This window comes from Allobosea psychrotolerans (assembly GCF_002917105.1).
Lineage (GTDB): Bacteria > Pseudomonadota > Alphaproteobacteria > Rhizobiales > Beijerinckiaceae > Allobosea > Allobosea psychrotolerans.
In genome coordinates this window covers 53,714-77,655 of the sequence record NZ_PQFZ01000007.1, presented here as the reverse complement: position 1 = coordinate 77,655, position 23,942 = coordinate 53,714, and the positions used below count along the sequence as shown (strand labels likewise).

25 protein-coding genes are annotated in these 23,942 nt (G+C 66.3%); 21 read left to right on the top strand and 4 right to left on the bottom strand.

Annotated elements, in window-relative coordinates:
* Positions 1-93 precede the first annotated feature (93 nt).
* A complete protein-coding gene (gene hemB / locus CYD53_RS13920) occupies positions 94-1,158 on the bottom strand; it encodes a porphobilinogen synthase (RefSeq protein WP_103718692.1) in 1,065 nt (354 codons plus the stop codon).
* Positions 1,159-1,340: 182 nt separating this feature from the next.
* On the opposite strand from hemB, the gene CYD53_RS13915 reads away from it, so the two are divergent.
* The 4 genes from CYD53_RS13915 (at position 1,341) to CYD53_RS13900 (ending at position 5,199) form a co-directional block, all read left to right on the top strand.
* A complete protein-coding gene (locus CYD53_RS13915; protein ID WP_103718691.1) occupies positions 1,341-2,396 on the top strand; it encodes an enoyl-CoA hydratase/isomerase family protein in 1,056 nt (351 codons plus the stop codon).
* Between the two features lie 2 nt (positions 2,397-2,398).
* Positions 2,399-2,842 carry a DUF6163 family protein gene (locus tag CYD53_RS13910; RefSeq protein ID WP_103718690.1) on the top strand — a complete coding sequence of 148 codons (444 nt, stop codon included), beginning with the start codon at positions 2,399-2,401 and terminating at the stop codon, positions 2,840-2,842.
* Positions 2,843-3,107: 265 nt separating this feature from the next.
* A complete protein-coding gene (gene ldtR, locus CYD53_RS13905) occupies positions 3,108-3,620 on the top strand; it encodes a transcriptional regulator LdtR (RefSeq protein ID WP_103718689.1) in 513 nt (170 codons plus the stop codon).
* A gap of 337 nt (positions 3,621-3,957) precedes the next feature.
* Positions 3,958-5,199: a L,D-transpeptidase family protein gene (locus CYD53_RS13900; RefSeq protein WP_103718688.1), complete on the top strand. Its 1,242-nt coding sequence runs from the start codon at positions 3,958-3,960 to the stop codon at positions 5,197-5,199.
* A gap of 315 nt (positions 5,200-5,514) precedes the next feature.
* Here the strand turns inward: CYD53_RS13900 and nhaA are convergent, their stop codons facing one another.
* Complete coding sequence (gene nhaA, locus CYD53_RS13895) at positions 5,515-6,714, bottom strand: Na+/H+ antiporter NhaA (protein WP_103718687.1); 1,200 nt, start codon at positions 6,712-6,714, stop codon at positions 5,515-5,517.
* Positions 6,715-6,850: 136 nt separating this feature from the next.
* On the bottom strand, positions 6,851-8,107 hold the full coding sequence (locus tag CYD53_RS13890) for an MFS transporter (protein WP_103718686.1): 1,257 nt from the start codon (positions 8,105-8,107) through the stop codon (positions 6,851-6,853).
* Between the two features lie 69 nt (positions 8,108-8,176).
* On the opposite strand from CYD53_RS13890, the gene CYD53_RS13885 reads away from it, so the two are divergent.
* The 14 genes from CYD53_RS13885 (at position 8,177) to CYD53_RS13820 (ending at position 20,954) form a co-directional block, all read left to right on the top strand.
* Entirely contained in the window at positions 8,177-8,632 is a 456-nt protein-coding gene (locus CYD53_RS13885; RefSeq protein WP_103718685.1) for a helix-turn-helix domain-containing protein, read from the top strand.
* A gap of 136 nt (positions 8,633-8,768) precedes the next feature.
* Entirely contained in the window at positions 8,769-10,067 is a 1,299-nt protein-coding gene (glyA, locus tag CYD53_RS13880; protein ID WP_103718684.1) for a serine hydroxymethyltransferase, read from the top strand.
* A 93-nt stretch (positions 10,068-10,160) separates the two neighbouring features.
* Entirely contained in the window at positions 10,161-10,382 is a 222-nt protein-coding gene (locus CYD53_RS13875) for a hypothetical protein (protein ID WP_146055918.1), read from the top strand.
* Positions 10,382-10,852 carry a PIN domain-containing protein gene (locus CYD53_RS13870; RefSeq protein ID WP_103718682.1) on the top strand — a complete coding sequence of 157 codons (471 nt, stop codon included), beginning with the start codon at positions 10,382-10,384 and terminating at the stop codon, positions 10,850-10,852. Before CYD53_RS13875 ends, CYD53_RS13870 begins: the two co-directional genes overlap by 1 nt.
* Positions 10,853-10,861: 9 nt before the next feature.
* Complete coding sequence (gene nrdR, locus CYD53_RS13865; protein WP_069691116.1) at positions 10,862-11,359, top strand: transcriptional regulator NrdR; 498 nt, start codon at positions 10,862-10,864, stop codon at positions 11,357-11,359.
* Positions 11,352-12,485, top strand: coding sequence for a bifunctional diaminohydroxyphosphoribosylaminopyrimidine deaminase/5-amino-6-(5-phosphoribosylamino)uracil reductase RibD (ribD, locus tag CYD53_RS13860; protein WP_103718681.1), 1,134 nt, complete (start codon positions 11,352-11,354; stop codon positions 12,483-12,485). Before nrdR ends, ribD begins: the two co-directional genes overlap by 8 nt.
* Positions 12,485-13,132, top strand: a complete 648-nt coding sequence (locus CYD53_RS13855) for a riboflavin synthase (RefSeq protein ID WP_103718680.1) — start codon at positions 12,485-12,487, stop codon at positions 13,130-13,132. Before ribD ends, CYD53_RS13855 begins: the two co-directional genes overlap by 1 nt.
* 185 nt (positions 13,133-13,317) lie before the next feature.
* Positions 13,318-13,827: a 6,7-dimethyl-8-ribityllumazine synthase gene (gene ribH, locus CYD53_RS13850; protein WP_092164617.1), complete on the top strand. Its 510-nt coding sequence runs from the start codon at positions 13,318-13,320 to the stop codon at positions 13,825-13,827.
* Positions 13,824-14,291: a transcription antitermination factor NusB gene (nusB, locus tag CYD53_RS13845; RefSeq protein WP_103718679.1), complete on the top strand. Its 468-nt coding sequence runs from the start codon at positions 13,824-13,826 to the stop codon at positions 14,289-14,291. Before ribH ends, nusB begins: the two co-directional genes overlap by 4 nt.
* Positions 14,292-14,298: 7 nt before the next feature.
* Complete coding sequence (gene thiL / locus CYD53_RS13840) at positions 14,299-15,294, top strand: thiamine-phosphate kinase (protein ID WP_103718678.1); 996 nt, start codon at positions 14,299-14,301, stop codon at positions 15,292-15,294.
* Between the two features lie 43 nt (positions 15,295-15,337).
* Positions 15,338-16,543, top strand: coding sequence for an MFS transporter (locus tag CYD53_RS13835; protein WP_103718677.1), 1,206 nt, complete (start codon positions 15,338-15,340; stop codon positions 16,541-16,543).
* A gap of 86 nt (positions 16,544-16,629) precedes the next feature.
* Entirely contained in the window at positions 16,630-17,427 is a 798-nt protein-coding gene (gene allE / locus CYD53_RS13830; protein ID WP_103718856.1) for a (S)-ureidoglycine aminohydrolase, read from the top strand.
* 241 nt (positions 17,428-17,668) lie between these two features.
* Entirely contained in the window at positions 17,669-19,825 is a 2,157-nt protein-coding gene (locus CYD53_RS13825) for a sodium-translocating pyrophosphatase (protein ID WP_103718676.1), read from the top strand.
* A gap of 202 nt (positions 19,826-20,027) precedes the next feature.
* Positions 20,028-20,954 (top strand): DMT family transporter, encoded by a 927-nt coding sequence (locus tag CYD53_RS13820; protein WP_103718675.1) that lies wholly within the window; start codon positions 20,028-20,030, stop codon positions 20,952-20,954.
* A gap of 78 nt (positions 20,955-21,032) precedes the next feature.
* Here CYD53_RS13820 and CYD53_RS13815 read toward each other — a convergent pair whose 3' ends face one another.
* On the bottom strand, positions 21,033-21,527 hold the full coding sequence (locus CYD53_RS13815) for an outer membrane protein assembly factor BamE (protein WP_103718674.1): 495 nt from the start codon (positions 21,525-21,527) through the stop codon (positions 21,033-21,035).
* Positions 21,528-21,668: 141 nt separating this feature from the next.
* On the opposite strand from CYD53_RS13815, the gene CYD53_RS13810 reads away from it, so the two are divergent.
* The 3 genes from CYD53_RS13810 to plsX all read left to right on the top strand — a co-directional run bounded on the left by CYD53_RS13810 (position 21,669) and on the right by plsX (position 23,935).
* Positions 21,669-22,211 carry a ubiquinol-cytochrome C chaperone family protein gene (locus CYD53_RS13810; protein WP_103718673.1) on the top strand — a complete coding sequence of 181 codons (543 nt, stop codon included), beginning with the start codon at positions 21,669-21,671 and terminating at the stop codon, positions 22,209-22,211.
* Positions 22,201-22,761, top strand: coding sequence for a YceD family protein (locus tag CYD53_RS13805; RefSeq protein ID WP_103718672.1), 561 nt, complete (start codon positions 22,201-22,203; stop codon positions 22,759-22,761). The genes CYD53_RS13810 and CYD53_RS13805 overlap by 11 nt, the downstream gene beginning before the upstream one ends.
* A gap of 115 nt (positions 22,762-22,876) precedes the next feature.
* Positions 22,877-23,935 (top strand): phosphate acyltransferase PlsX, encoded by a 1,059-nt coding sequence (gene plsX, locus CYD53_RS13800; protein WP_103718671.1) that lies wholly within the window; start codon positions 22,877-22,879, stop codon positions 23,933-23,935.
* Positions 23,936-23,942: the final 7 nt, after the last annotated feature.

Below are 23,942 nucleotides of genomic sequence, written 5' to 3'. Positions count from 1 at the left end.
CAGCAGAACCGGGCACCTTCCCGCCACGCGGTCCCGCATCTGCGCAGCAGCACTGCGTGCCGCAGCGCGTGCGGGATGACACCCTGCGCCCGCTCAGGCGCCGGCCCTCAGGATCTCCGCCACCCGCGGCGCGAAATAGGTCAGCACCCCATCGGCCCCTGCGCGCTTGAAGGCCGTCAGGCTCTCCAGCATCGCCTTGTCGCCGTCGAGCCAGCCATTAAGCGAGGCGGCCATGATCATCGCGTACTCGCCCGACACCTGATAGGCGAAGGTCGGTACGCGGAAATGGTCCTTCACCCTTGCGATGATGTCGAGATAGGGCAGGCCCGGCTTGATCATCACCATGTCGGCGCCCTCTTCGAGATCGAGCGCGACTTCGGCGATCGCCTCGTCGGAATTGGCCGGGTCCATCTGATAGGTGCGCTTGTCGCCGATCAGCGTGGCGTTGGTGCCGATCGCGTCGCGGAAGGGCCCGTAATAGGCCGAGGCGTATTTCGCCGCATAGGCCATGATCTGCACCTCCTCATGGCCGGAGGCGTCGAGTGCGGCGCGGATCGCGGCGACGCGTCCATCCATCATGTCGGAGGGGGCGATCACATCGGCGCCGGCATCGGCCAGCGCCAGCGCCTGCTGCGTCAGGATATGGACGCTGGCGTCGTTCAGGATCCTCTCGCCCTCCATCACGCCGTCATGGCCGTGGGAGGTGTAGGGGTCCAGCGCCGCATCGCAGATGATGCCGATCTGCGGCACCTCCGCCTTGATCGCGCGCACGGCGCGGCACATCAGGTTGCGTGTGTTCAGCGCCTCGGTCGCGGTCGCGTCGCGCAGGCTCTTCTCGACGAAGGGGAAGGGCGCGATTGCGGGAATGCCGAGGCTTGCCGCGTGAGCGGCCTGGCGCACCGCCTCCTCGATGTTGAGCCGGTCGACACCCGGCATCCAGGCGATCGCGCTGCGCGCCTGCGACGAATCGATCAGGAACAGCGGCCAGATCAGGTCGTTGGTGGTGAGCACGGTTTCGCGCACCAGCCGGCGCGACCAATCCGCCTTGCGATTGCGCCGCATGCGCCGTGTCAGCCCAAGCGAGTCGGCCCTTTGCACGGACGCCTCGTCCTGCCGTGCCTGGGGAGCGGGAAACGGCTGCACAACCCGGAATGCCATGGAAATTCTCTCCGTCCCGCCGATCACGGGATATTCTATTTCAATCCACTTTAGCACATCGGAACGGTTCCAAAACAGAGTGGTGGCCGCAAGACCTGGATGCGCCGGGCGCGGCTGCGCGTTGACAAGCCCGCCCGGCACAGCCCAGAACCGCCGCGAAACGCGCAAGGGATGACTGCCGCATGTCGCAGGACGCCGAGATCATCTGCGAGGTGCGCGGCGCGGCCGGCGTCGTTGTCCTCAATCGCCCCAAGGCGCTGAACGCGCTGAGCCTCGGCATGGTGCGCAAGCTTGCTCATGCGCTGGATGCCTGGGAGCGCGATCCGCAGGTGACGCGCGTCGTGGTGACGAGCGTCAGCGAGAAGGCCTTCTCCGCCGGCGGCGATATCAGGCATCTGCACGACCTCGGCCGTGAAGGGCGCCATGCCGAGATGCTGACCTTCTGGCGCGAGGAATACATCCTCAACGCCCGCATCAAGAGCTATCCGAAGGCCTATGTCTCCCTGATCGACGGTATCGTCATGGGCGGCGGTGTCGGCATCTCGCTGCATGGCAGCCACCGCATCGCCGGCGAACGCTATCTCTTCGCCATGCCGGAGGTCGGCATCGGCTTCTTCCCCGATGTCGGAGCGACCTATGCGCTGCCGCGACTGCCGGGCGCGAGCGGCATCTATCTGGCGCTGACGGGAGATCGCGTTGGCGCGGCCGATGCGCTGGCGCTCGGCCTCGCCACCCACGCCGTGCCGAGCGCGGGGATGGCCGAATTGGCGGATGCGCTGACCAAGCCCGGCGCGCTCGATGAGATCCTCGCCGGCTTCGCCTCCGATCCGGGGCCCGCCAGGCTCGCTGCTGACCGGGCGGTCATCGCCGACTGCTTCGGCGCCCCGGACCTCGCCGCGATCCGCGCGAAGCTGTCTGCCGCCGCCGCGGGCGGCAGCGCATTCGCCGCCAAGGTCCAGCAGACGCTCGCCACCAAATCGCCGACCAGCATCGCGCTCGCCTTCGAGCAGATGCGGCGCGGGGCTGATCTCGATTTCGCCCAGGCGATGCAGACCGAGTTCCGCATCGTCTCGCGGATCGTGCGCGGCCATGACTTCTATGAAGGCGTGCGCGCGGTCGTGGTCGACAAGGACCATGCGCCGGTCTGGGAGCCGGCTTCGCTGGAGGCGGTCTCGCCATCTGCGATCGAGGCCTATTTCGCGCCGCTCGGCGCGGACGAACTCGTGCTGGAATCCTGAGGATGGGTTTGGGCGGCGATGGCGAGCCGATGCTCGGCGCGCAAGCGACGTCGGTGTCGGGCGTGCGCGCCCGGCCTACGCGCTGGCGCCTCGTGCTGGTCTGGCTCCTGCGCCTGCTTTCGGTCGCCTGGATGGCCAAGGGGTTGCTCGCCTGGGCCGTGATCTTCGGCGTGGGCATCGAGGAGGTGCCGTTCGAAGCGAGACTGCTCAGCTTCCAGGCGATCATCGTCTATTTCGCGGTGATCGACCTCGTCGCTGCCGTCGGCCTCTGGCTGACCAGCACATGGGGGGGCGTGCTCTGGCTGTTGGCAGCCATCAGCCAACTGCTGCTCGGCTTCGTCTTCCCTCGGCTCCTGCCGATGACGACGCCGATGATCGGCACCTATGTCGCGCTGGTCCTGGCCTATTTCCTGGCGACCTGGCTCGCCGAGAGCGAGAACTCCTGACACCGCTTTGATCCCGCATCGGCTTGCCCTGAAAACCGGCTCCAACTTTTCGGGGCGAGGTCGGGCCAACCGATCGACTCCGTCGAGTCATGGTAACAAACGCTTTAGCTTAAGCGTTTCTGGCTTCACTTTGGATTCACCGAAACGGCTAAATCTCTGATTCATCCTGATATTTAAACTCGTTTTCATTCGCGCCGCCTATGGTGTTCTTCAGAAGCGGACCGGGAGAAAAATCTCGGCCGATAGACAACAGGCGAGATATACCATGAAAGCGAGCGTAAAGACTGCGGCTGTTGCCGCGGCTGGCGATGTTGATCTCAAGGTGAAGCCTCTCTACCTTGAGTCCCTCACCCTGGTGGAGCGGCTGCATCGCCGCCTGCTCGACGTCATCAAGGATGAGTTCGAGCGCCGCAACCGTGACGACGTCAACAGCGTCCAGGCACTGCTGCTCTACAATATCGGCGATGCCGAGCTGAGCGCCAGCGAGCTCAGGACGCGCGGCTACTATCTCGGTTCGAACGTCTCCTACAACGTCAAGAAGCTGGTCGAGCTGGGCTATCTGCACCATGCCCGCTCGCGGATCGACCGACGCTCGGTCCGGATCAGCCTCACCGAGAAGGGCACGGAAGTGCACAATCTCGTGAAGGGCGTCTACGACAAGCATGTTCAGACGGTCGAGCAGATCGGCGGCATCGCCTCTGACGACTTCGAGCGCATGAACAACGCGCTGCTCCGGCTGGAGCGGTTCTGGACCGACCAGATCCGCTACAAGCTCTGAAAAACGCGGCCAGACGGCCCTTCCGGGGCCGTTTCCGCAGCTGATCGCCTCGATCGCTCCGGCCTCGACCGCGCCGGAGCGTCCCGGCGCAACCCGATCCGTTGCGCCCAATCTGTTGCGCCAGAGACACGGCGTTTGATCCTCTTCGCCGAATACTGGTCATGCATGCCGCGGAACGTGGCCATGCCCTAAAAATGCCTCGCTCATCACAAGACGTTAACCGTGGTAAGAGAGCGTAGTTCATGGAACCGGCGCTCGCTGATGGCGGGCGGCTTCTGTGTTGCGCTCGCGCTGTGTCCAGCGTTTGGTCCGGACCGTGATGAGGATGAGGGATACGATGTCGAATTTGAGCCTGACCCGCCGCGAGACCGTGCTCGCGTTGCTTTCGGGCGCTGCGACGACCGCAGCCTTGCCAGCCTTCGCCCAGCAGGCTGAATGGCGTCAGAGCTATGATTCCGGGGCGCGCAATGCGGTCGCCCGTTCCCATACCCCGATGCTCTCGCCGGAATCGCTGCAGGCGACTGAAGCTGCGATCGTCGCCTATCGCGATCTCGCATCCCGCGGCGGCTGGCCGACGCTCCAGATCGGCGACAAGATGAGCGTCGGCTCGAGCGGTCCCGGCGTCGTCGCGCTGCGGCAGCGCCTGGTGGTCACCGGCGATCTCGACGCAAATGCGGGCACCAGCAACGTCTATGATTCCTATGTCGAGGCCGGCGTGCGCAACTTCCAGTCGCGGGTCGGTCTTTCCACCACCGGCGCCCTCAACCGCGCCACGGTGGCGGCGCTCAACGTGCCGATCGACCGGCGCATCCGCCAGCTCGAGACCAATGTGGTCCGGCTGCGTACCTGGTCGGGCAATCTGGGCAACCGCTATGTCGTGGCCAATATCCCTGCCGCGCTGGTCGAGACGGTCGAGAACGGCGTCGTTGCGACCCGCCATGCCGCCGGCGTCGGCAAGATCGACCGGCAGTCGCCTTTGCTCCAGACCAAGATCCCCGAGGTCAACTTCAACCCGACCTGGACCGTGCCGGCTTCGATCATCCGCAAGGACCTGATCCCGAAGATGCGCAAGGAGCCGGGCTATCTGACCGAGAACAAGATCCGCATCATCGGCCCCAATGGCGAGATCCAGCCCTCGCAGGTCAACTGGAACTCCGACGAGGCGACGCGCTACACCTTCCGGCAGGACCCAGGCGGCGACTTCAATTCGCTCGGAGTCGTCCGCATCAACATTCCAAGCCCCTACGGCGTCTATATGCATGACACGCCGGCGAAGGGCATCTTCGGCGACGATTTCCGCTTCGTCTCATCCGGCTGCATGCGCGTCCAGAACGTGCGCGACTATGTTGCCTGGCTGCTCAAGGACACCCCCGGCTGGGATCGCGCCAAGATCGATCAGGTGATTCAGTCCGGCGAGCGCATCAATGCGCGGATCAGCAACCCGGTGCCGTGCTACTGGGTCTATGTCACCGCCTGGGCGACGCCCGATGGCGGCGTGCAGTTCCGCGACGACATCTACAACAAGGATGGTCTCGCACCGGCCCCGGTGGCGCAGCTTAGCGGCGACAAGGACATCTGAGGCCAGGATATCCGAAGGTCACAGCGCCTGAGTGATCGCCTTTCCTGATCTGAAAAGCCCCGGACCGAACAGTCCGGGGCTTTTTCGTCTGTCATTCCGGGCTCGCTGCTGCGAGTGGAGCACCGGAATGACGACGTGTTCCGTGCGTGATCTTAGAGCCCTCTTGAAACTCCAGCCCTCATCCTGAGGAGCCGCGCAGCGGCGTCTCGAAGGATGTTCCAGATGGTTCGGGAGCCTCCTGGAGCATCCTTCGAGACGCCATTCCCAACGGAATGGCTCCTCAGGATGAGGGCTGTGTGAGGCTCGAGCGGTCGTTTAGCTGGCTGCCTTACCCGGCCCCGCGAGCTTGAGCACGACGGCTCCCGCCAGCGCCGAGATGACCGAGCCGAGCAGCACGCCGATCTTGGTGGCGTCGCCGAGTCCGGGATTGCCGGGGAAGGCCAGCGCCCCGATGAACAGGCTCATCGTGAAGCCGATCCCGCAGAGCAGGGCGACGCCGTAGAGCTGCGCGAAATTCGCCTTGGCCGGCATCGCGCCGAGCCCGGCCTTCACGGCCGCCCAGGCGAAGCCGAAGACGCCGATCTGCTTGCCGAGGAACAGGCCGAGCGCGATGCCCAGCGGCACCGGGGCCAGCGCGCTCGCCGGCGTCATCCCCGCGAACGAGACCCCGGCATTGGTGAAGCCGAAGATCGGCACGATCAGATAGGACACCCAGGGGTGCAGGCCGTGCTCGAGCCTATGCAGCGGCGAATGCTCGGGCTCGTCGCTGTCGGAGCCGTCGCCGATCGGGATCGTGAGCGCCAGGGCGACGCCGGCCAGCGTGGCGTGGATGCCCGATTTCAGCACGAAGAACCAGAGCAGGGCGCCAATAGTGAGATAGACCGGCAGGCGCGTCACGTTCAGGCGGTTGAGGACGATGAGCCCGGCGATGCAGAGGGCCGCCAGCCCCAGCATCGGCAGCGACAGGCCGCTGGTGTAGAACAGTGCGATGATCGCGACCGCGCCGAGATCATCGAGGATCGCCAGCGCCGTGAGGAAGACCTTGAGCGAGACCGGCACGCGCGAGCCGAGCAGGGCCAGGACGCCGAGCGCAAAGGCGATGTCGGTCGCGGCGGGAATGGCCCAGCCGCGCATCGCGACCGCATCGCCGCGCGTCAAAGCGAGATAGATCAGAGCCGGGACGACCATGCCGCCCAGCGCCGCGATGCCGGGCAGGGCCCTGCGCGACCAGGAGGAGAGCTGCCCCTCCAGGAACTCGCGCTTGATCTCCAGCCCGACGAGCAGGAAGAACACGGCCATCAGCGCGTCATTGACCCAGTGCAGCACGCTCAAGCCCCCGACATAGGCGGAGAGCACGCCGAAATAAGCCGGCGCGGCCGGGGAATTCGCGATGACGACGGCAAGCGCGGCCACCACCATCAGCAGGACGCCGCCTGCCGCTTCGCTCGCCAGAAAGGCGCTCAGCGGGGAGCGCCGAGCGGGCGCGGAAGGGTTGTGGGCTGTATCAGGGGGCACGGTCGGGCGGCTCCTCAGCTGCGGCGTCAGCCTTTCTGAAGGGTGGGCGCGCTCATGTCACCCCACACCGCGGTTCAATCGCGTCTCCGCCACGGTACAGGTCCGCCGCGCGCCGGCCGATCGTCGACCGCGCTCCTCACGGCAAGGATCGCGGCGAAACCGGCATCCGCTGCGATGTGAGAGCCGACCGCAGGCGCAGCCGGCTCAGCACGCCTGCCGCTCCGGCCGCGACCGTCATTGCCAGGAGGAGCCAGGCGGCGCCGTGGAGCAGCCCGTCAAAGCCGTAGCGCGCGATCAGCGGCGTGCTCAGGAGCGGCGAACAGAACTGGCCGATGAAGACGGAGGCGGTCAGCAGCCCGCCTGCCAGCCCTCTGCGCCGGAGTGGCGCGAGACCCAGCGCCAGCGCGATGAAGCCGGGCGAGACCAGAGCGTAGCCCGCGCCGATCGCCGCGGTCGCCGCGAAGGAAGGGGAGGCTGTCGTGGCGAAGGGCAGCAGCAGGAAGCCGAGCGCCATCGCGGCGTAGCCCATGGCGAATATGCCGAGATGGCCGATTGCGTGCTGAATCCGCGGGTAGAGCAGCGCAAAACCGCCGCCCGACAGCATCAGGACGCCCAGCGCCGCGCCGGTCATGGCCGCGCTGTTGTAGCCTCGCTCTTCCAGGAAGAACGACAATTGGGTCGGCATGACGAAGAAGATCATGTTGGTCAGCGCCTGCAAGAGAACCAGCAAGGCCAGGCGCGCACGCCAGGGCGCATGCCCCGCCGCGCCATCCGCCGGCTTGGTGCTGGGGGACTGCGCTGGTCGCGGCGGATCGACGATCGCGATCCACATCAGCGGCAGGAAGGCGGCGGCGAGGCCATAGATGGCGAAAGGCAGGCGCGGCGAGAGCACTGCTACCCAGCCCGCAAGCGAGATGAAGATCAGGCCGCCGAAATTGCGCGCCGAAATCTGCAGGCCCGTCAGCGCGTTGCGGTCCTTTCCCGTGAAATAGTCTCCGACCAGGGCGGTTTGCGCCGTCATGATCAGGGCGACCGCGACGCCGAGCACGAGGCGGCTGGCGAAGATCGTCGGGAGATCGGGCAGGACGAGGCCGGCGCATCCGGCGATCACGAACAGGATCGTGCCGCAGAGCAGCATCGCGCGCCGTCCGAACCGGTCGGCCACCAGCCCGGCGAGCGGCGCGCAGAGGGCGACGCTGAGCGACGGCGCCGGCACCAGCAGCCGCGTCAGTATCGCGGCGTTCGGATCGCCCGAGAACAGCCGCTCGAGCCCGGGCAGGGCCGGGCTGATCGTGGCATTGGCCATCGTGGTGAGCGATGCCGCCATCAGCAGCGCAACAGTGCGCCGGTCCCGCCATATCGGGTTCGACGGCGTGGCACGAAAATCCTGCATGGCTTTTTCCTCTTGTTGAAATCCTGCGTTCGGGAGAGCCTACAAGTTCAAGTCAACTTGAGGTCAAGCATGCCGATTCTGGATATCGGGGAGGTGGCGCAACGTTCGGGCGTGCCGGCCTCGACGCTGCGCTATTACGAAGAGATCGGCCTGATCGGTTCGCTCGGGCGGCGCGGATTGCGCCGGCAATTCGATGCCGACGTGCTCCTGAAGTTGTCGCTCATCGGCCTCGGCAAGGCGGCGGGCTTCTCGCTGGTCGAGATCGCGGGCATGTTCGGACAGAATGGCCGGCCCGATCTCCCCCGGGCCCGGTTTCATGCAAAGGCGGACGAATTGCAGCGCCAGATCGCCGATCTCGGCGCTCTGCGCGACATGCTGCGCCATATCGCTGATTGCCCGGCGCCGACGCATCTGGAATGCCCGACCTTCCGTGGGCTCCTGAAATCGGCCTCGCGGGGAACGCTCGTCACCCACCCTTCCGTCGAGGCGGCCAGGACAGGGGGGAAGCGGTCGCGGCGGCGCTGACATCGCGGGCGCGCACGGCGATCGCCCATCATGCTGGCCGCACCATCTATCGCTTGGACAGAGTTCCACCCCATGATACGGGACGCCGCAACGGGACCGGGCCGTGAGCGGCCACCTTTTACAGCAGGAGCCGGATATGACCGAAGCCGCGAGCGACAAGCATCTCTCGAACTCCTTCTTCGCTGCCTCGCTTGCCGATAGCGACCCCGAGATCGCCCGCGCCATCGAGCTCGAACTCGGTCGCCAGCGCGACGAGATCGAGCTCATCGCCTCCGAGAACATCGTCTCGCGCGCCGTGCTGGAAGCGCAGGGCTCGGTGATGACCAACAAATACGCCGAGGGCTATGTCGGCCGGCGCTATTACGGCGGCTGCCAGTTCGTCGACATCGCCGAGAAGCTCGCGATCGAGCGCGCCTGCCGGCTGTTCGACTGCGGGTTCGCCAATGTCCAGCCCAACTCCGGCAGCCAGGCCAACCAGGCCGTGTTCATGGCGCTGATGCAGCCCGGCGACACCTTCATGGGGCTCGACCTCGCTGCCGGCGGTCACCTGACCCATGGCGCCCCGGTCAACCAGTCCGGCAAGTGGTTCAAGGTCGTGCCCTATGGCGTCTGCGTCGTCGACCAGACCATCGATTACGATGCGATGGAGCGCCTCGCCGTCGAGAACAAGCCGAAGCTGATCATCGCCGGCGGCTCGGCCTATGCCCGGCACTGGGACTTCGCCCGCTTCCGCGAGATCGCCGACAAGGTCGGCGCCTATTTCATGGTCGATATCGCGCATTTCGCCGGGCTGGTGGCGGGTGGCGCACATCCCTCGCCATTCCCGCACGCCCATGTCGTCACCACCACCACGCACAAGACCCTGCGCGGCCCGCGCGGCGGCATGGTGCTGACCAATGACGAGGCGATCGCCAAAAAGATCAACTCGGCCGTCTTCCCCGGCATCCAGGGCGGCCCCTTGATGCATGTCATCGCCGCCAAGGCGGTCTCCTTCCAGGAGGCGCTGCAGCCCGAGTTCAAGATCTACGCCCGCGCCGTCGTCGCCAACGCCAAGGCGCTGGCCGAGACGCTGAAGAGCAAGGGCTTCGACCTCGTCACCGGCGGCACCGACAACCATCTGATGCTGGTCGATCTGCGCTCCAAGAAGATCACCGGCAAGGCGGCCGAGGCCGCTCTCGGCCGCGCCCACATCACCTGCAACAAGAACGGCATCCCCTTCGATCCGGAGAAGCCGATGGTGACTTCGGGCATCCGCCTGGGCACGCCGGCTGCGACCTCGCGCGGCTTCGGCGTTGCCGAATTCCAGCGCGTCGGCGAGCTGATCGCCGAGGTGCTGGACGGTCTGGCCGTCAACGGCGAAGCCGGCAACGGCGCGGTCGAAGAGGCCGTCAAGGCAAAGGCGCACGAGCTGACGGCGCGCTTCCCGATCTATTGAAGATCGCGTCTCGTCGAGCGGTTTGATATTGCCGCCCTACGGGGTTACATACATGTCGGCAAGGAGTCCGATATGAGCCGTCAGAGCGTGACGATGCGCGAGCTTCAGAAGATGTCGGCGGGGGCCATCCAGGCCTTGCCGTATCCGGTTTCGATCAAGAGCGGCTCGGCTACGGTCGGACTTCTGGTGCCGGTCAGAAAGCCGGATACAACGCGGATCGCCGCAGCGTTGAAGCGCAGCGACGACTATCATGCGGCGCTTTCTCCCGAGACAAAGCTGCGGCTCGAGCGCTTTCTCGGCGAACGTGACGATTGATGCGACTTCGCGGGCCCTCGGAAACGCTCGTCGTTGACGCGAACATCATCTTGAGCGCGGTGCTGGGCTTCCAGTCGCGGCCGTTATTCGAGCGCGTCAGTGCCCAGCGCGCGCTGATCATATCCTCGGAGGCCTCGCTGGAAGTCAGGCATGTGTTGTCGCGGCTCGACCCCCACGCGCCCGTCCTGATTGAGATCGCGGATGAGGTTCTCGAATCAATCGAGGTGGTCGAGACGGTTCGCTATGACGATAGTTTGGCACCGGCTGAGCAGAGCCTTCGACAAGCTGTCGCCTCGCGGAATGGCGGGGTGAACGACGCTCATGTCCTCGCGCTGGCCTGGACCTATGATGCCGATATCTGGTCGCATGACCGCGATTTCGCCGGTACGGGTTGGCCTTCATGGTCGAGCGCCAATCTCGCCGTAGCCCTGAGCGAAGAGGCGACCGCCTCCGACGCTCAACCGATTTGAAAGCACGCCATGCGCTGTCCCTATTGCGGCTCTCTCGACACGCAGGTGAAGGACTCCCGTCCCACCGACGATCACGCCTCGATTCGCCGTCGTCGCGTCTGCCCCGATTGCGGCGGGCGCTTCACCACCTTCGAGCGCGTGCAACTGCGCGAGCTCGTCGTGGTCAAGCGTTCGGGCCGGCGCACCGCCTTCGACCGTGACAAATTGCAGACCTCGATCGAGGTCGCGCTGCGCAAGCGTCCGGTCGCGCCGGAGCGGATCGAGCGCATGGTCAACGGCATCGTGCGCCAGCTCGAAAGCTCCGGCGAGGGCGAAATCCCGAGCTCGACCGTCGGCGAACTGGTGATGGAAGGACTGAAATCGCTCGACGACGTCGCCTATGTCCGCTTCGCCTCGGTCTATCGCAATTTCCGTGAGGCCCGCGATTTCGAGGAAATCCTGGGCCAGCTCAGCGCCGATGACGAGGACGGCGCGAGCGCGCCGCCGCCTGCCCGCAACGATGACTGACCAGGCTGCGATCGACCGCGCCTTCATGCGTCAGGCGCTGGATTTCGGCGCGCGCGGGCAGGGCACGACAGCGACCAATCCTTGCGTCGGCGCCATCGTCACGCAGGATACCGCGGATGGTCCCGTGATCGTGGCCCGCGGCCACACCCAGCCCGGCGGCCGGCCGCATGGCGAGGCGAATGCCTTCGACCGCGCCGGGCCGAACGCCGCGGCGGGCGGCACGCTCTATGTCACGCTCGAACCCTGTTCGCATCGCACCATCCGCGCCGCGACGCCTTGCGTCGAGCGTACGATCCTGGCCGGCGTAAAGCGCGTCGTGGCAGCCATGGCCGATCCCAATCCGCGTTTTCGCGGGCTTGGTTTCGCATTGCTGCGGACAGCGGGCATCAGCGTCACCACGGACGTGCTGGAGGCCGAGGCTCAACGGACCCATCGCGGCTATGTGCTGCGGGTGACGCAGGGACGCCCCATGGTGACGTTCAAGGTCGCCCGCACCAGGGATGGCTATGCCGGCGGGGCGGCGGGCACGCGCATCGCTGTGTCCTGTCCTGCGGCGTCGGCCTGGGTTCATCTCCAGCGGGCGCATTACGACGCGATCATGCTCGGCATCGGCTCGGTGCTCATCGACGATCCGCTGCTGACCGTGCGCCTGCCCGGCATGGCCGGACGCTCGCCGATCAGGGTCGTGCTGGATTCGCAGCTTCGGCTGCCGCTGTCCTCCCAGCTCGTCGCCACAGTGGGCGAGGTGCCGGTCTGGGTCGTGGCGACGGAGGCCGCCCCCGTCGAGCGTGAGCAGGCGCTGGTCGCGGCCGGGGTCGAGGTCATGCGCGTCTCGGCCAGTGCTGACGGCCATCTCGATCTGGCTGAGATGCTCCAGCTGCTGGGAGCGCGCGGCATCAACCGCGTCTTTTCCGAGGGTGGGCCGACCATCGGCGAGAAACTCGCCCTTGCCGGTTTTGCCGATGAGGTCATCGTTTCGACCTCTCCGAAATCGCTGGGCCACCCCGGCATTGTCGCCGTGCGCCCGGCCCTTGCGGCAATGCTGGCAAATCCCGATCTCTATCGCCTTGTCGATAGCGGCCTGATCGGCCACGACCATTTCGAGCATTTCGCGAGGGTTTTCTGATGTTCACCGGCATCGTCACCGCCATCGGCACCGTCGTGGAAGCCGAGGCCAAGGGCCCCAGCCTGAAACGGCTTGCCATCGCCTGCCCCTATGATGCTGGAGGCATCGAGATCGGTGCTTCGATCGCCTGCGCCGGCGTCTGCCTGACGGTCACGGGCCTGCGGCCGCGCAGCGACGGCGAGCCCGGCTGCATCTTCCAGGTCGAGGCTGCGGCGGAGACGCTCTCCAAGACGCTGGTCGGCAACTGGGCGCCGGGCACGCGGATCAATCTCGAGCGCTCGCTCAAGGTCGGCGACGAGCTCGGCGGCCACCTCGTCACCGGCCATGTCGATGGCGTCGCCACGATCCTGAAGATCGACCCGATCGAGGCCGATCCCGACGAACAATGGGGCGCGACCGCGCGTTTCCATATCCGCGCGCCGCAGGGGCTCGCGCCCTTCATCGCGACCAAGGGCTCGATCTGCCTCGACGGCACCTCGCTCACCGTCAACAGCGTCGAGGACGATGTCTTCACCGTGCTGCTGATTCCCCACTCCTTCAGCGTCACCACCTGGGGGCAGCGCAAGGCGGGCGACCCCATCCATCTCGAGGTCGATCTGATGGCGCGCTATGCCGCGCGGCTTGCAGAGGCGCGCCCGCAGGGCTAAGAGCCGGTCTCAATACAGCCCTCATCCTGAGGAGCCGCGCAGCGGCGTCTCGCAGGATGTTCCAGAGCGTACTGGACCATCCTTCGAGACGCCCTTTCTGACGAAACGGCTCCTCAGGTTGGGGGCTGTGAGTGCTTCGGGCGTTTCGCGCCAGGCGCTCTTCGCCTTCAAGAGGATCAAGAACCATGGCCGGACCCCGGCAAATCTCGGCCGACAAGGCCGCAACTCCTGCCGTCTCGCTGGACGGTGCGCGCGTGCTCGTGATCGAGGCGCGCTTCTACGACAAGCTCGCAGACGAATTGCTCGAAGGCGCCCTTGCCGTGCTCGACAAGGCCGATTGCCGCGTCGATGTCGTCACCGTGCCGGGCGCGCTCGAAATTCCCTCCGCCATCATCATCGGCCTGCGCGCAGCCGATGAAGCCGTCGACCCCTATGAGGCGGTCGTGGCGCTGGGCACCGTCATTCGCGGCGAGACCGGCCATTACGACATCGTCGCCGGCGAAAGCTCGCGTGCCTTGATGGACATCTCCGTGGCCTTCGCCCTGCCGCTCGGCAACGGCATCCTGACCGTCGAGAACGAGGCGCAGGCCTGGGCGCGCGCCAACCGCTCCGAGATGGACAAGGGCGGCGGAGCGGCGGAAGCCGCGCTTGCCGTGCTGCGCTACAAGCGCTCCCTGGCGGAGCAATCCAAATGAGCCGGGCCGAGATGCGACGCGGCGCGCGGCTTTCCGTCGTGCAGGCGCTCTACGAGATGGAGATTGGCGGGCGCGGCGTGATCGAGGCCATGGCCGAGTTCGAGGCCTTCTGGATCGGCAAGGAGGTCGAGGAGATCGAATTGCCCAAGGCCGAGCTCGCCTTCTTCCGCGATCTGCTCGGCGGCGTGGTCCGCGAGCAGCGGCTGGTCGATCGCTCGGTCGACGATGTGCTTGCCGCCGGCTGGCCGCTGAAGCGCGTCGAGGCGGTGGTGCGCGCCGTGCTGCGCGCCGGCGCCTATGAGCTCGCCTTCCGCAAGGATGTGCCGGCGCGCGCCGTGATCTCGGAATATGTCGCTGTCGCGCGCGCCTTCTATGAGGGCGAGGAGATCGGCATGATCAACGCCGTGCTCGACAAGATGGCCCGCGACTTCCGCGCCGACGAATTCGACACGGCGACGGCCTGAGCCCGCAATGGCCGGCGCACCCGAACGCCCCGGCGAATTCGAATTGATCGCCCGCTATTTCGCGCCCATCGCGGGGGCGGGCGGGCTCGGCCTCGTCGACGATGCCGGATTGCTCAGGCCGGCGCGCGGCTATGAGACGGTGGTGACGACCGACGCGTTGGTCGCCGGCGTGCATTTCTTCGCCGACGACCGCGCGGCCTCGATCGCGCGCAAGGCACTCGCCGTGAACCTGTCCGACCTCGCAGCCAAGGGCGCCAGGCCCGAAGGCTTCGTGCTGAGCCTGGTTTTGCCGCATGGCTGGACCGAGGCCTGGCTCGCGGACTTCGCGCAGGGGCTCGCCCTGATCGCGGGAGAGGGGGCTTGCCCGCTCATCGGCGGCGATACGGTCTCGACGCCTGGTCCCTTGATCCTCTCGATCACCGCCTTCGGCAGCGTTCCCGCCGGCCGGATGGTGCCGCGCTCGGGCGCCAGGCCTGGAGACGTCATCCTGGTCTCCGGCACGATCGGTGACGGGGCGCTCGGGCTAAAGGTTCATGGTCCAGGCAAGCCTGCCTGGGTTGCCCGCCTCAGCGAGCAGGATCGCCATTTTCTCGCGGACCGCTATCTGCATCCGCAACCGCGGCTGGCGCTGGCTGCAGCGCTGCAGCGCCATGCTTCGGCCGCGATGGATGTGTCCGATGGGCTCGTCGGCGACCTCGCCAAGCTGCTCAAAGCCTCGAAAGCAGGCGCCGAGATCGATCTCGACACGATCCCGCTCTCGGCTGCGGCCCGCGCCGCGATCATGGCCGATCCCGCTCTGGTGGAACTGGCGTGGACGGGCGGGGACGATTACGAAATTCTCTGCACTGCTTCTGAAAGAGAATATCTTTCCCTGATCGTTGCGGCTGAGGCTGCGGGCGTCGCGCTCGTCGCGATCGGCCGGGTGACGGACGAAGGCGCGGTGAACTATCGCGAAAAGGGCAGGGCGCGAAGCTTCGCGCAGGGCTCCTTCGTTCATTTTTAAGGGCGGCCGTTGCAAGCGCCGCCTCGGTCAGGGCGGCGCATCGATGAACCAGCACGTTCCCCTCAGCGACGGCGATGCTCTCGCCAAGCGCAATACCCTGGTGCTGGCCTGCGCGCAGGCGCTCGGTGGCGCCAATCCGGCGATCGTGGTCTCGCTGGGCGGCATCGTCGGGGCAAGCCTCGTCGCCGACAAGACCTTCGCCACCGTGCCGGTCAGCCTGTTGCAGCTCGGCATCGCAACCGGCGTCATTCCAGCCGCCATGCTGATGCGCCGGCTCGGCCGGCGCGGCGGCTACCTCATCGGCACGCTGATCGGCGCGACGGGTGGAAGCCTTGCGGCTGCAGGGGCGACCGAACGCCTGTTCTGGCTGTTCTGCTTGGGCACCTTCACCTGCGGTCTCTACGGCTCCTTCGTCCAGAGCTACCGCTTCGCCGCCGCCGACACGGCGAGCGACAGCTTCAAGCCGCGCGCCATCTCCTGGGTGATGGTCGGCGGTATCGCGGCGGGCGTCATCGGCCCGCAATCGGTCTATTGGACGCGCGACCTGACGCCATCAGCACCATTCGCCGCGAGTTTCCTGGCGCAGGGCTGTCTGGCGCTGCTCGCCATGCTGGTGGTGATGCGGCTGCGCGCACCGCCTGTCGTCGCCGCCGCCAGGACCGGCGGCCGCCCGCTCGGTGAGATCATGCGCCAGCCGCGCTTCATCGCCTCGGTCACGGCCGCGCTCGTCGCCTACGGCCTGATGAGCTTCGTGATGACGGCGGCGCCGCTCGCCATGGTCGCCTGCGGCCACTCGGTCGGCGATGCCGCACTCGGCATCCAGTGGCATGTGCTCTCGATGTTCGGGCCGAGCTTCTTTACCGGCCGGCTGATCGCGCGCTTCGGCAAGGAGAAGATCACCGCGATCGGGCTCCTGCTGACGGCGCTGGCCGCGATCGTCGGGCTGACCGGCCTGAGCGTCGCGCATTTCTGGCTCGCGCTGATCCTGCTTGGTCTCGGCTGGAATTTCGGCTTCATCGGCGCGACTGCGCTGGTCACCGACTGCTACCGGCCGGAGGAACGGGTGAAGGTCCAGGCTGCCAACGACTTCCTGGTCTTCGGCTCAGTCGCGATCGCCTCCTTCTCGTCGGGCGGCCTGCTCAACGCCGGTGGTTGGGACAGCGTCAACTGGCTCGTCTTCCCGCCGGTCGCGATCGCGCTGGTGCTGGTCACCTGGCAGGGGCTGTCGCGCCGGGCTGTGCCGGCCTGATCCATGCGGGTCTGATCCTTGCCGGTCAGATCCTTGCCCGTCAGATCCTCGCAGTTGCGCGACAGCTGTCGATTTGGAGAAGAATGATGCGCCCCCACCAGTTTCCCGTCGCCGCCGGTCATATTCCTCCCGGAGCGATCGGCCAAAATCGCGGTGTGGTCCGTCCGAACTATGCCTTCATGCCGCCCGAGGGCGTGCTGGTCAGCCGCCTGCCGCAATTCGAGCGCACCATCGGCCGCATCCTGACCGCCCCCGTCATGGGTGCGCGCTTCGCGCAATATGTGCTGGAGATCGAGCCCGGCGGCGGCACGCGCCAGCCCTTCCGCGAGGACGGTATCCAGCATTTCTACTATGTCCTGTCCGGGCAGGCGCGGTTTGCGGTCGAGAGCGGGCCCGCCCAGGCGCTGACACTAGGCGGCTTCGCCTATGTCCCGGCCGGCACGGCCTTCTCGTTGCGGAATGAGGGGCCGGAGCCGGCGCGCGTGCTGGCCTTGCGCAAGCGCTATGAAGCGATCGACCTGCCGGCGCCGGAGCCGATCATCTCGCATCACGACGCCGTGCCGGTCACCAACCATACCGGGCTCGAGGGGCGCGGCTTCCAGTTCCTGCTGCCCTATGGCGACATGCGCTTCGACTTCGAGATGAACCTGATGTGGTTCAAGCCGGGCACATGCTTCCCCGATGTCGAGACCCATGTGATGGAACACGGGCTCTACATGCTGGAAGGGCAGGGGCTCTATTTCCTCGGCACGGAGTGGCACGAGATCTGGGCGCAGGACTTCATCTGGATGGGCGGTTACTGCCCGCAGCAATTCTACCCGGCCGGCTTCGGCGACGCCTGCTACCTGCTCTACAAGAACGTCAACCGCGACGTCGCGCTGTGAGGGAAAGGCCGTCGAAGCATGGCCGTTCCCTATCTTTGCTTCGTCACGGTCGAACCTGACCAAAGTCCTATCGCCGTGTTTGCGATTCTGTTCGAAACTTGGCACAAATTTGGCTGACACTGACGAGGCGCATGCGGGCGCGATTTTCGCGGGCCCGCATTTTCATGAGTCAGGCGTCCAAGAACGTTAAGGGGAGCGCAAAGCCTCTCCGCGGGTCGAGAAGCTCAAGGTCAGGAAACCAATGTCAGCTCTGCTTACAATCATAGTCTTAAGTGCGCTGTCGATCGCATATGGCGTCTGGGCCTATGGCGACGTGATGAAGCGCGACGCCGGCAACCAGCGCATGCAGGAGATTTCCGCTGCGGTGGCCGAGGGCGCGCAGGCCTATCTCAAGCGCCAATACATGACCATCGCGCTCGTCGGCGCCGTGCTCTTCGCGGCGCTCGCCTATCTGCTCGGACAATGGGTCGCGATCGGCTTCCTGATCGGCGCGGTGCTTTCGGGCCTCGCCGGCTTCATCGGCATGAACGTCTCCGTCCGGGCCAATGTCCGCACGGCGCAGGCGGCGATGCAGTCGCTGGGCGACGGTCTCGATGTCGCCTTCAAGGCGGGCGCCGTCACCGGCATGCTGGTGGCGGGCCTCGCGCTGCTCGGCGTCGCGGTCTATTACGGCGTCCTGACCTCGTTCCTTGGCTTCACCCCATCCAGCCGCACCGTCATCGACTCGCTCGTCGCGCTCGGTTTCGGCGCCTCGCTGATTTCGATCTTCGCTCGTCTCGGCGGCGGCATCTTCACCAAGGGCGCCGATGTCGGCGCCGATCTCGTCGGCAAGGTCGAGGCTGGAATCCCCGAGGACGATCCGCGCAACCCCGCCACCATTGCCGACAATGTCGGCGACAATGTCGGGGACTGCGCCGGCATGGCGGCAGACCTGTTCGAGACCTATGCGGTGACGCTGGTCGCCACCATGGTTCTCGCCGCCATCTTCTTCGCCGGCCAGGCCACGCTCGGCACGATGATGCTCTACCCGATGGCGATCGGCGCCGCCTGCATCGTCACCTCGATCATCGGCACCTTCTTCGTCAAGCTCGGCGCCAACCAGTCGATCATGGGCGCGCTCTACAAGGGCTTCATCGCCGCCGGCGTGCTCTCGATCGGCGCGATTGCGGCGGTCAACTATCTGATGTTCGGTGGCTTCTCGGCCTCCTTCACCACGGTGCAGGGCGTCACCTTCACCTCCGGCGGCCTCTTCGCCTGCGCGCTGGTCGGCCTCGCGGTGACGCTGCTCATCGTCGTCATCACCGAATACTACACCGGCACCGGCAAGCGCCCGGTCGTCTCGATCGCCCAGGCCTCGGTGACCGGCCACGGCACCAACGTCATCCAGGGCCTTGCGGTCTCGCTGGAATCGACCGCGCTGCCGACCATCGTGATCATCGCCGGCATCATCGTCGCCTATGGCCTGGCCGGCTTGTTCGGCATCGCCATCGCCACCACGGCCATGCTCGCCCTGGCGGGCGTGGTCGTGGCGCTCGATGCCTTCGGCCCGGTCACCGACAATGCCGGCGGCATCGCCGAAATGGCGGGCCTGCCCAAGGAGGTGCGCCACTCCACCGACGCGCTCGATGCTGTCGGCAACACCACCAAAGCGATCACCAAGGGCTATGCGATCGGCTCCGCCGGCCTCGGCGCCCTGGTGCTGTTTGCCGCCTACACCTCCGACCTCAACTTCTTCATCGGCGAGGCCAACAAGGCGGGCTCGACGACATTCCAGTACTTCAAAGGCGTCACCGTCGATTTCTCGCTGTCGAACCCCTATGTGGTCGTCGGCCTGCTGCTCGGCGGCCTGATTCCCTTCCTCTTCGCCGGCATGGGCATGACCGCGGTCGGCCGCGCCGCCGGCTCGGTGGTCGAGGAGGTCAGGCGTCAGTTCAAGGAGAAGCCCGGCATCATGGACGGCACCGAGCGGCCCGATTACGGCCGGGCCGTCGACATGCTGACCAAGGCCGCGATCAAGGAAATGATCGTGCCCTCGCTGCTGCCGGTGCTGGCGCCGATCGTGACCTATTTCGTCATCAACGCCATCGCCGGAAAGAACCAGGCGTTTGCCTCCGTCGGCGCCATGCTGATGGGCGTCATCGTCACCGGCATTTTTGTGGCCATCTCGATGACCTCGGGCGGCGGCGCCTGGGACAACGCCAAGAAGTCCTTCGAGGACGGCTTCGTCGACAAGGACGGCGTGCGTCACATGAAGGGCTCCGAGGCGCACAAGGCCTCGGTGACCGGCGACACCGTCGGCGACCCCTACAAGGACACGGCGGGCCCCGCCGTGAACCCGGCGATCAAGATCACCAACATCATCGCATTGCTGCTGCTGGCGATCCTGGCGCATTCCTGAGCGGCTGCATGTTACGCAATGAGATCGACCCCGCGGACCGATCCGCGGGGTTTTTCATTGTCCGGCAAAGGCTTGCAGCCATCGGTTGAATCAAGATGCGGATCCCTTGAATCGACCTGCGAGGCTACGGCCGCAACCGTAGTGTTCCTGCAAGTTCTGGGATGCCGGCTGTGACATGGTCCCTCCAACCAAGGAGAGCGCCATGACGACACAAGCCCTGACCACCCCTGCTGCCGAGGCGAACCGCGCCACCGAGCTCGCTTTGCTGCTGGTTCTCGCCACGCTCTGGGGTGGCTCCTACAGCTTCATCAAGATCGGCGTGGAGACGATCCCACCCCTGACCCTGATCGCGGCGCGCACGCTGATTGCGGGTGCGATCCTGCTCGTCATCATCCGCTGGCGCGGCGTGACGCTGCCGCGCGATATCGCGAGCTGGCGGCGTTTCCTGGTGCAGGCCTGCCTCAACAGCGTCGTGCCCTTCACGCTGATCGCCTGGGCCGAGCGCAGTGTCGATGCCGGCCTCGCCTCGATCCTGAACGGAACCACGCCCGTCTTCGTTTTCCTGATCGGCTTGGCGCTGGCGCCGGGCAAGCGCCCTGATGCGCGCAAGGCGCTCGGCGTTCTGGCAGGCGTGGCCGGGATCAGCCTGATCGTCGGCGTCCAGGCCTTTGCCGGGCTGGGCAGCGCCGTCGTGCCGCAATTGGCGATCGTGCTGGCGACAGTGTGTTACGCCTGCGCTGCGCTGTTTGGCCGGAATTTCGGCGGCATGGACCCGCTCCTGCCCGCCGCCGGCTCGATGCTGATGGGCGCTGCCGTGCTGCTGCCATTCGCGCTTGTCATCGACCGGCCCTGGACGCTGGCGCCCTCCCGGGACTCGCTGATGGCATTGCTTGCGCTTGCGGTATTCTCGACGGCGCTCGCTTTCGCGATCTATTTCCGCCTGATCCGCACGCTCGGCGCGGTCGGGACCACGGCCGTGTCCTATCTGCGCGTGCCGATCGGGGTCGCCATCGGCATCCTGTTCCTCGGCGAGAGCCTGAGCCCGACAGCCTGGGCCGGGCTCGCTTTGGTCGTGCTCGGCGTCGCCGCGATGACTCTGCCCGAGCGAAAGCCGGCGGCGCGGGCCTGAGCACAGCGAGCCCTCGCTCAAAGAAAAACCCGCGGCGAGGGCCGCGGGTTTTGTGTTTCGCCAGACCGTGCTGGACGGTCATGCACCAAATGGCGTGAACTTGGTGACGCCCTTGAAGAGGTTGCGCAGGAAGCTCTGCTCCTCGCCGCCGGTCGGGGTGGTGCGGCTGATGAAGTCGAAGGGCACGCCGTCCTGGAGACCGTAATTGGCGACGCGCTCGACCTTGAACGCCTTGTTGAAATAGATCGCCAGCACCTTCTGGTCGATCACGCTCAGATCCTGGAACTGGAAGCGCCGGCGCACCGTCTGGCTGATGTAGTAGAAGGTCCGATTGCCGACCGTGGAGGTGGTCGAGGGCGTTCCGAGGGTCGTCAGCACGGCCTGCACGTCCATGCCCGGTTTGATCTGGGCGATGAGTGCGTCGTCCATGACGAAGCCGCGGCTATATTCCTCATTGAGGCCCGCAGAGGTCGGGAGCCTGAAGCCGCCGGCATCCGGGCCGCAGCCCGCCAACGCCAGGGACGATGTCGCGAGGATGCCGAGCAGGGCGGCGCGGCGGTTGGTGAGGGTCATTGGGACTCAAATCCAGGCCGTGGCGTCAAGGGCGAAGGGCCCAAGCCGCTTGTCAAATGGGTAAGGCTTGGCGTAACGCCCGAGCATGGCTTTGGCAAGGCAAGGACCCGCTTGGGACCTTCGCAAGGAGATGGCTGCGTAATGTTCGGCCTATTCGGCAAGCGTCAAGCCCGGCTCGCACCGGTGAACGCCTTGTTCGCGCGCGTCGCCGAGGCGTCGCGGCGGCCGGCTTTCTATATCGAAGGCGGCATTCCCGACACTTTCGAGGGGCGCTTCGAATCGCTGACGCTGCACACCTTCCTGGTGCTGCACCGCCTGCGCGAATTGCCGGCGCCGGCCGCCGATCTGGCGCAGGACTTCGTCGATGCCTGCTTTTCCTATCTCGAACTCGGCTTCCGCAATGGCGGCGTCAGCGATATCGCGGTGCCCAAGCGGATGAAGAAGATCGCCCAGAGCTTCTTCGGCCGGATCAAGGCCTATGAGGCCGCGCTCGTCTCGACGGAGCCGGAGGCGCTGACCGAGGCGCTGCGTCGCAATGCGAGCCAGGGGGATGGTGCCGCGATTCTGGCGGACTATATGAGGCAGGCGCAGGCCGGGCTGGCGGCCCGCACGCTTGAAGCGATCCTGAACGAGCCGGAGCTGTTCCCAGCCCTGGCGCAGATGGAGCGTAGCCATGTCGCCTGATCCGGAGAAGATTTTGCCCCTGAGCCATCCCATCCGTGTCGAGGGCATCAAGCTGCGCCCCGGCAACGTCACCGTCTCCGCACCGGCGCAGGCGCTGCCGCGCATCGCCGCCGAACTCGGCCTGGCTTCGCTGGAGGCGCTGGAGGCGCATTACACGCTTTCGCGCAATGGCGAGAAGGTCAAGCTCGAGGGTGCGATCCAGGCGAAGATGCACCAGATCTGCGTGGTGACCCTCGAATCCTTCCCGGTCGAGATCAAGGTTCCGATGAAGCTCGATTTCGCTCCCGAGGACGAGGCGCGGATCGCGGCAAGGCGCGGCGATGCCGGCGACAAGGACGAGATCGACATCGAGGTCCGGCTGAACGAGGCCGACCCCCCGGAGCCCATCGTCGACGGCGTCATCGATCTGGGGGCGGTCACGCTGGAGTTCCTGGCGCTGGCGCTCGATCCCTATCCGCGCAAGCCCGGCGTGAGTTTCGATGCGGCGCCGGCCGAGCCCGGCATCGAATCGCCCTTTGCTGTGCTGGCCAAGCTGAAGCGCGAACAATGAGGCGGGCAGCAGCCTTCGCCGCGGCTTGCAGCGGCGGCTCAAGTCGCTATTGTCCGGCCCGCAACGCGCTGCCTCCACAAGAAGGGCGGCCGCTCCCAGGATCCACCATCACCTCATGACACGTCCGGTTACAATCGCGCTCGATGCGATGGGCGGAGACCACGGCCCATCCGTGGTCATTCCCGGCGCTGCCCTGACGCTGGAGCGGCGTCCCGATGCGCGCTTCGTGATCTTCGGCGACGAGACGCAGGTCATGCCGTTGCTCGATGCGCATCCCAGGCTCAAGGCGGTCACCACCTTCCACCACACCGATGTGTCGGTGAAGATGGACGACAAGCCGAGCCAGGCGCTGCGCTATGGCCGCTACAAGTCTTCGATGTGGCGTGCCATCGATGCGACCAAGACCGGTGAGGCCGATGTCACGATCTCGGCCGGGAACACCGGCGCGCTCATGGCGATGTCGAAATTCTGCCTGAAGTCGATGCCGCAGGTCGACCGGCCGGCGATCGCATGCCTGTGGCCGACAGTGCGCGGCGAGAGCGTCGTGCTCGATGTCGGCGCCACGATCGGTGCCGATGCCCGCCACCTCGTCGATCTCGCGGTCATGGGCGCGGCCATGGCCCGGGTCGTCTTCGATATCGACCGCCCGACGGTCGGCCTGCTCAATGTCGGCGTCGAGGAGATCAAGGGCGTCGAGGCGGTGAAGGAAGCCGGCCGCATCCTGCGCGAGAGCAACCTGCCGCATCTGGCCTATCACGGCTTCGTCGAGGGCGACGACCTCGGCAAGGGTACGGTCGATGTCGTGGTGACCGAGGGTTTCACCGGCAATATCGCCCTGAAGACGGCCGAGGGCACCGCACGCCAGATCGCCTCCTATCTGCGCGCGGCGATGAGCCATTCGCTGATGGCCAAGATCGGCTATCTCTTCGCGCGCAGCGCCTTCGCCGCGCTCAGGGACAAGATGGATCCGCGCAAGGTCAATGGCGGCGTTTTCCTGGGGCTCGAGGGCATCGTCATCAAGAGCCATGGCGGCACCGACGCCATCGGCTTCGCCAGCGCCGCGGAACTGGGCTATGAAATGGCTCGCGAGAACCTGATGTCGAAGGTCCGCGAGATGGTGGCCGCGACTGCGCGGTCGGAGGCGGCGGCGCAGCAGGCCGCCACCGCCGAATAGGGAACAG

Bases quoted from the DNA above. Each gene is read 5' to 3' on its own strand.
- CYD53_RS13915 (WP_103718691.1), top strand. From the start codon at position 1,341: ATGTCGCAGGACGCCGAGATCATCTGCGAGGTGCGCGGCGCGGCCGGC.
- nusB (WP_103718679.1), top strand. From the start codon at position 13,824: ATGAGCCGGGCCGAGATGCGACGCGGCGCGCGGCTTTCCGTCGTGCAG.
- CYD53_RS13855 (WP_103718680.1), top strand. From the start codon at position 12,485: ATGTTCACCGGCATCGTCACCGCCATCGGCACCGTCGTGGAAGCCGAG.
- CYD53_RS13835 (WP_103718677.1), top strand. From the start codon at position 15,338: ATGAACCAGCACGTTCCCCTCAGCGACGGCGATGCTCTCGCCAAGCGC.
- CYD53_RS13805 (WP_103718672.1), top strand. From the start codon at position 22,201: ATGTCGCCTGATCCGGAGAAGATTTTGCCCCTGAGCCATCCCATCCGT.
- ldtR (WP_103718689.1), top strand. From the start codon at position 3,108: ATGAAAGCGAGCGTAAAGACTGCGGCTGTTGCCGCGGCTGGCGATGTT.
- CYD53_RS13885 (WP_103718685.1), top strand. From the start codon at position 8,177: ATGCCGATTCTGGATATCGGGGAGGTGGCGCAACGTTCGGGCGTGCCG.
- ribH (WP_092164617.1), top strand. From the start codon at position 13,318: ATGGCCGGACCCCGGCAAATCTCGGCCGACAAGGCCGCAACTCCTGCC.
- ribD (WP_103718681.1), top strand. From the start codon at position 11,352: ATGACTGACCAGGCTGCGATCGACCGCGCCTTCATGCGTCAGGCGCTG.
- CYD53_RS13825 (WP_103718676.1), top strand. From the start codon at position 17,669: ATGTCAGCTCTGCTTACAATCATAGTCTTAAGTGCGCTGTCGATCGCA.
- thiL (WP_103718678.1), top strand. From the start codon at position 14,299: ATGGCCGGCGCACCCGAACGCCCCGGCGAATTCGAATTGATCGCCCGC.
- CYD53_RS13815 (WP_103718674.1), bottom strand. From the start codon at position 21,527: ATGACCCTCACCAACCGCCGCGCCGCCCTGCTCGGCATCCTCGCGACA.
- CYD53_RS13870 (WP_103718682.1), top strand. From the start codon at position 10,382: ATGCGACTTCGCGGGCCCTCGGAAACGCTCGTCGTTGACGCGAACATC.
- CYD53_RS13820 (WP_103718675.1), top strand. From the start codon at position 20,028: ATGACGACACAAGCCCTGACCACCCCTGCTGCCGAGGCGAACCGCGCC.
- hemB (WP_103718692.1), bottom strand. From the start codon at position 1,158: ATGGCATTCCGGGTTGTGCAGCCGTTTCCCGCTCCCCAGGCACGGCAG.
- CYD53_RS13890 (WP_103718686.1), bottom strand. From the start codon at position 8,107: ATGCAGGATTTTCGTGCCACGCCGTCGAACCCGATATGGCGGGACCGG.
- plsX (WP_103718671.1), top strand. From the start codon at position 22,877: ATGACACGTCCGGTTACAATCGCGCTCGATGCGATGGGCGGAGACCAC.
- CYD53_RS13910 (WP_103718690.1), top strand. From the start codon at position 2,399: ATGGGTTTGGGCGGCGATGGCGAGCCGATGCTCGGCGCGCAAGCGACG.
- CYD53_RS13900 (WP_103718688.1), top strand. From the start codon at position 3,958: ATGTCGAATTTGAGCCTGACCCGCCGCGAGACCGTGCTCGCGTTGCTT.
- allE (WP_103718856.1), top strand. From the start codon at position 16,630: ATGCGCCCCCACCAGTTTCCCGTCGCCGCCGGTCATATTCCTCCCGGA.
- glyA (WP_103718684.1), top strand. From the start codon at position 8,769: ATGACCGAAGCCGCGAGCGACAAGCATCTCTCGAACTCCTTCTTCGCT.
- CYD53_RS13875 (WP_146055918.1), top strand. From the start codon at position 10,161: ATGCGCGAGCTTCAGAAGATGTCGGCGGGGGCCATCCAGGCCTTGCCG.
- CYD53_RS13810 (WP_103718673.1), top strand. From the start codon at position 21,669: ATGTTCGGCCTATTCGGCAAGCGTCAAGCCCGGCTCGCACCGGTGAAC.
- nrdR (WP_069691116.1), top strand. From the start codon at position 10,862: ATGCGCTGTCCCTATTGCGGCTCTCTCGACACGCAGGTGAAGGACTCC.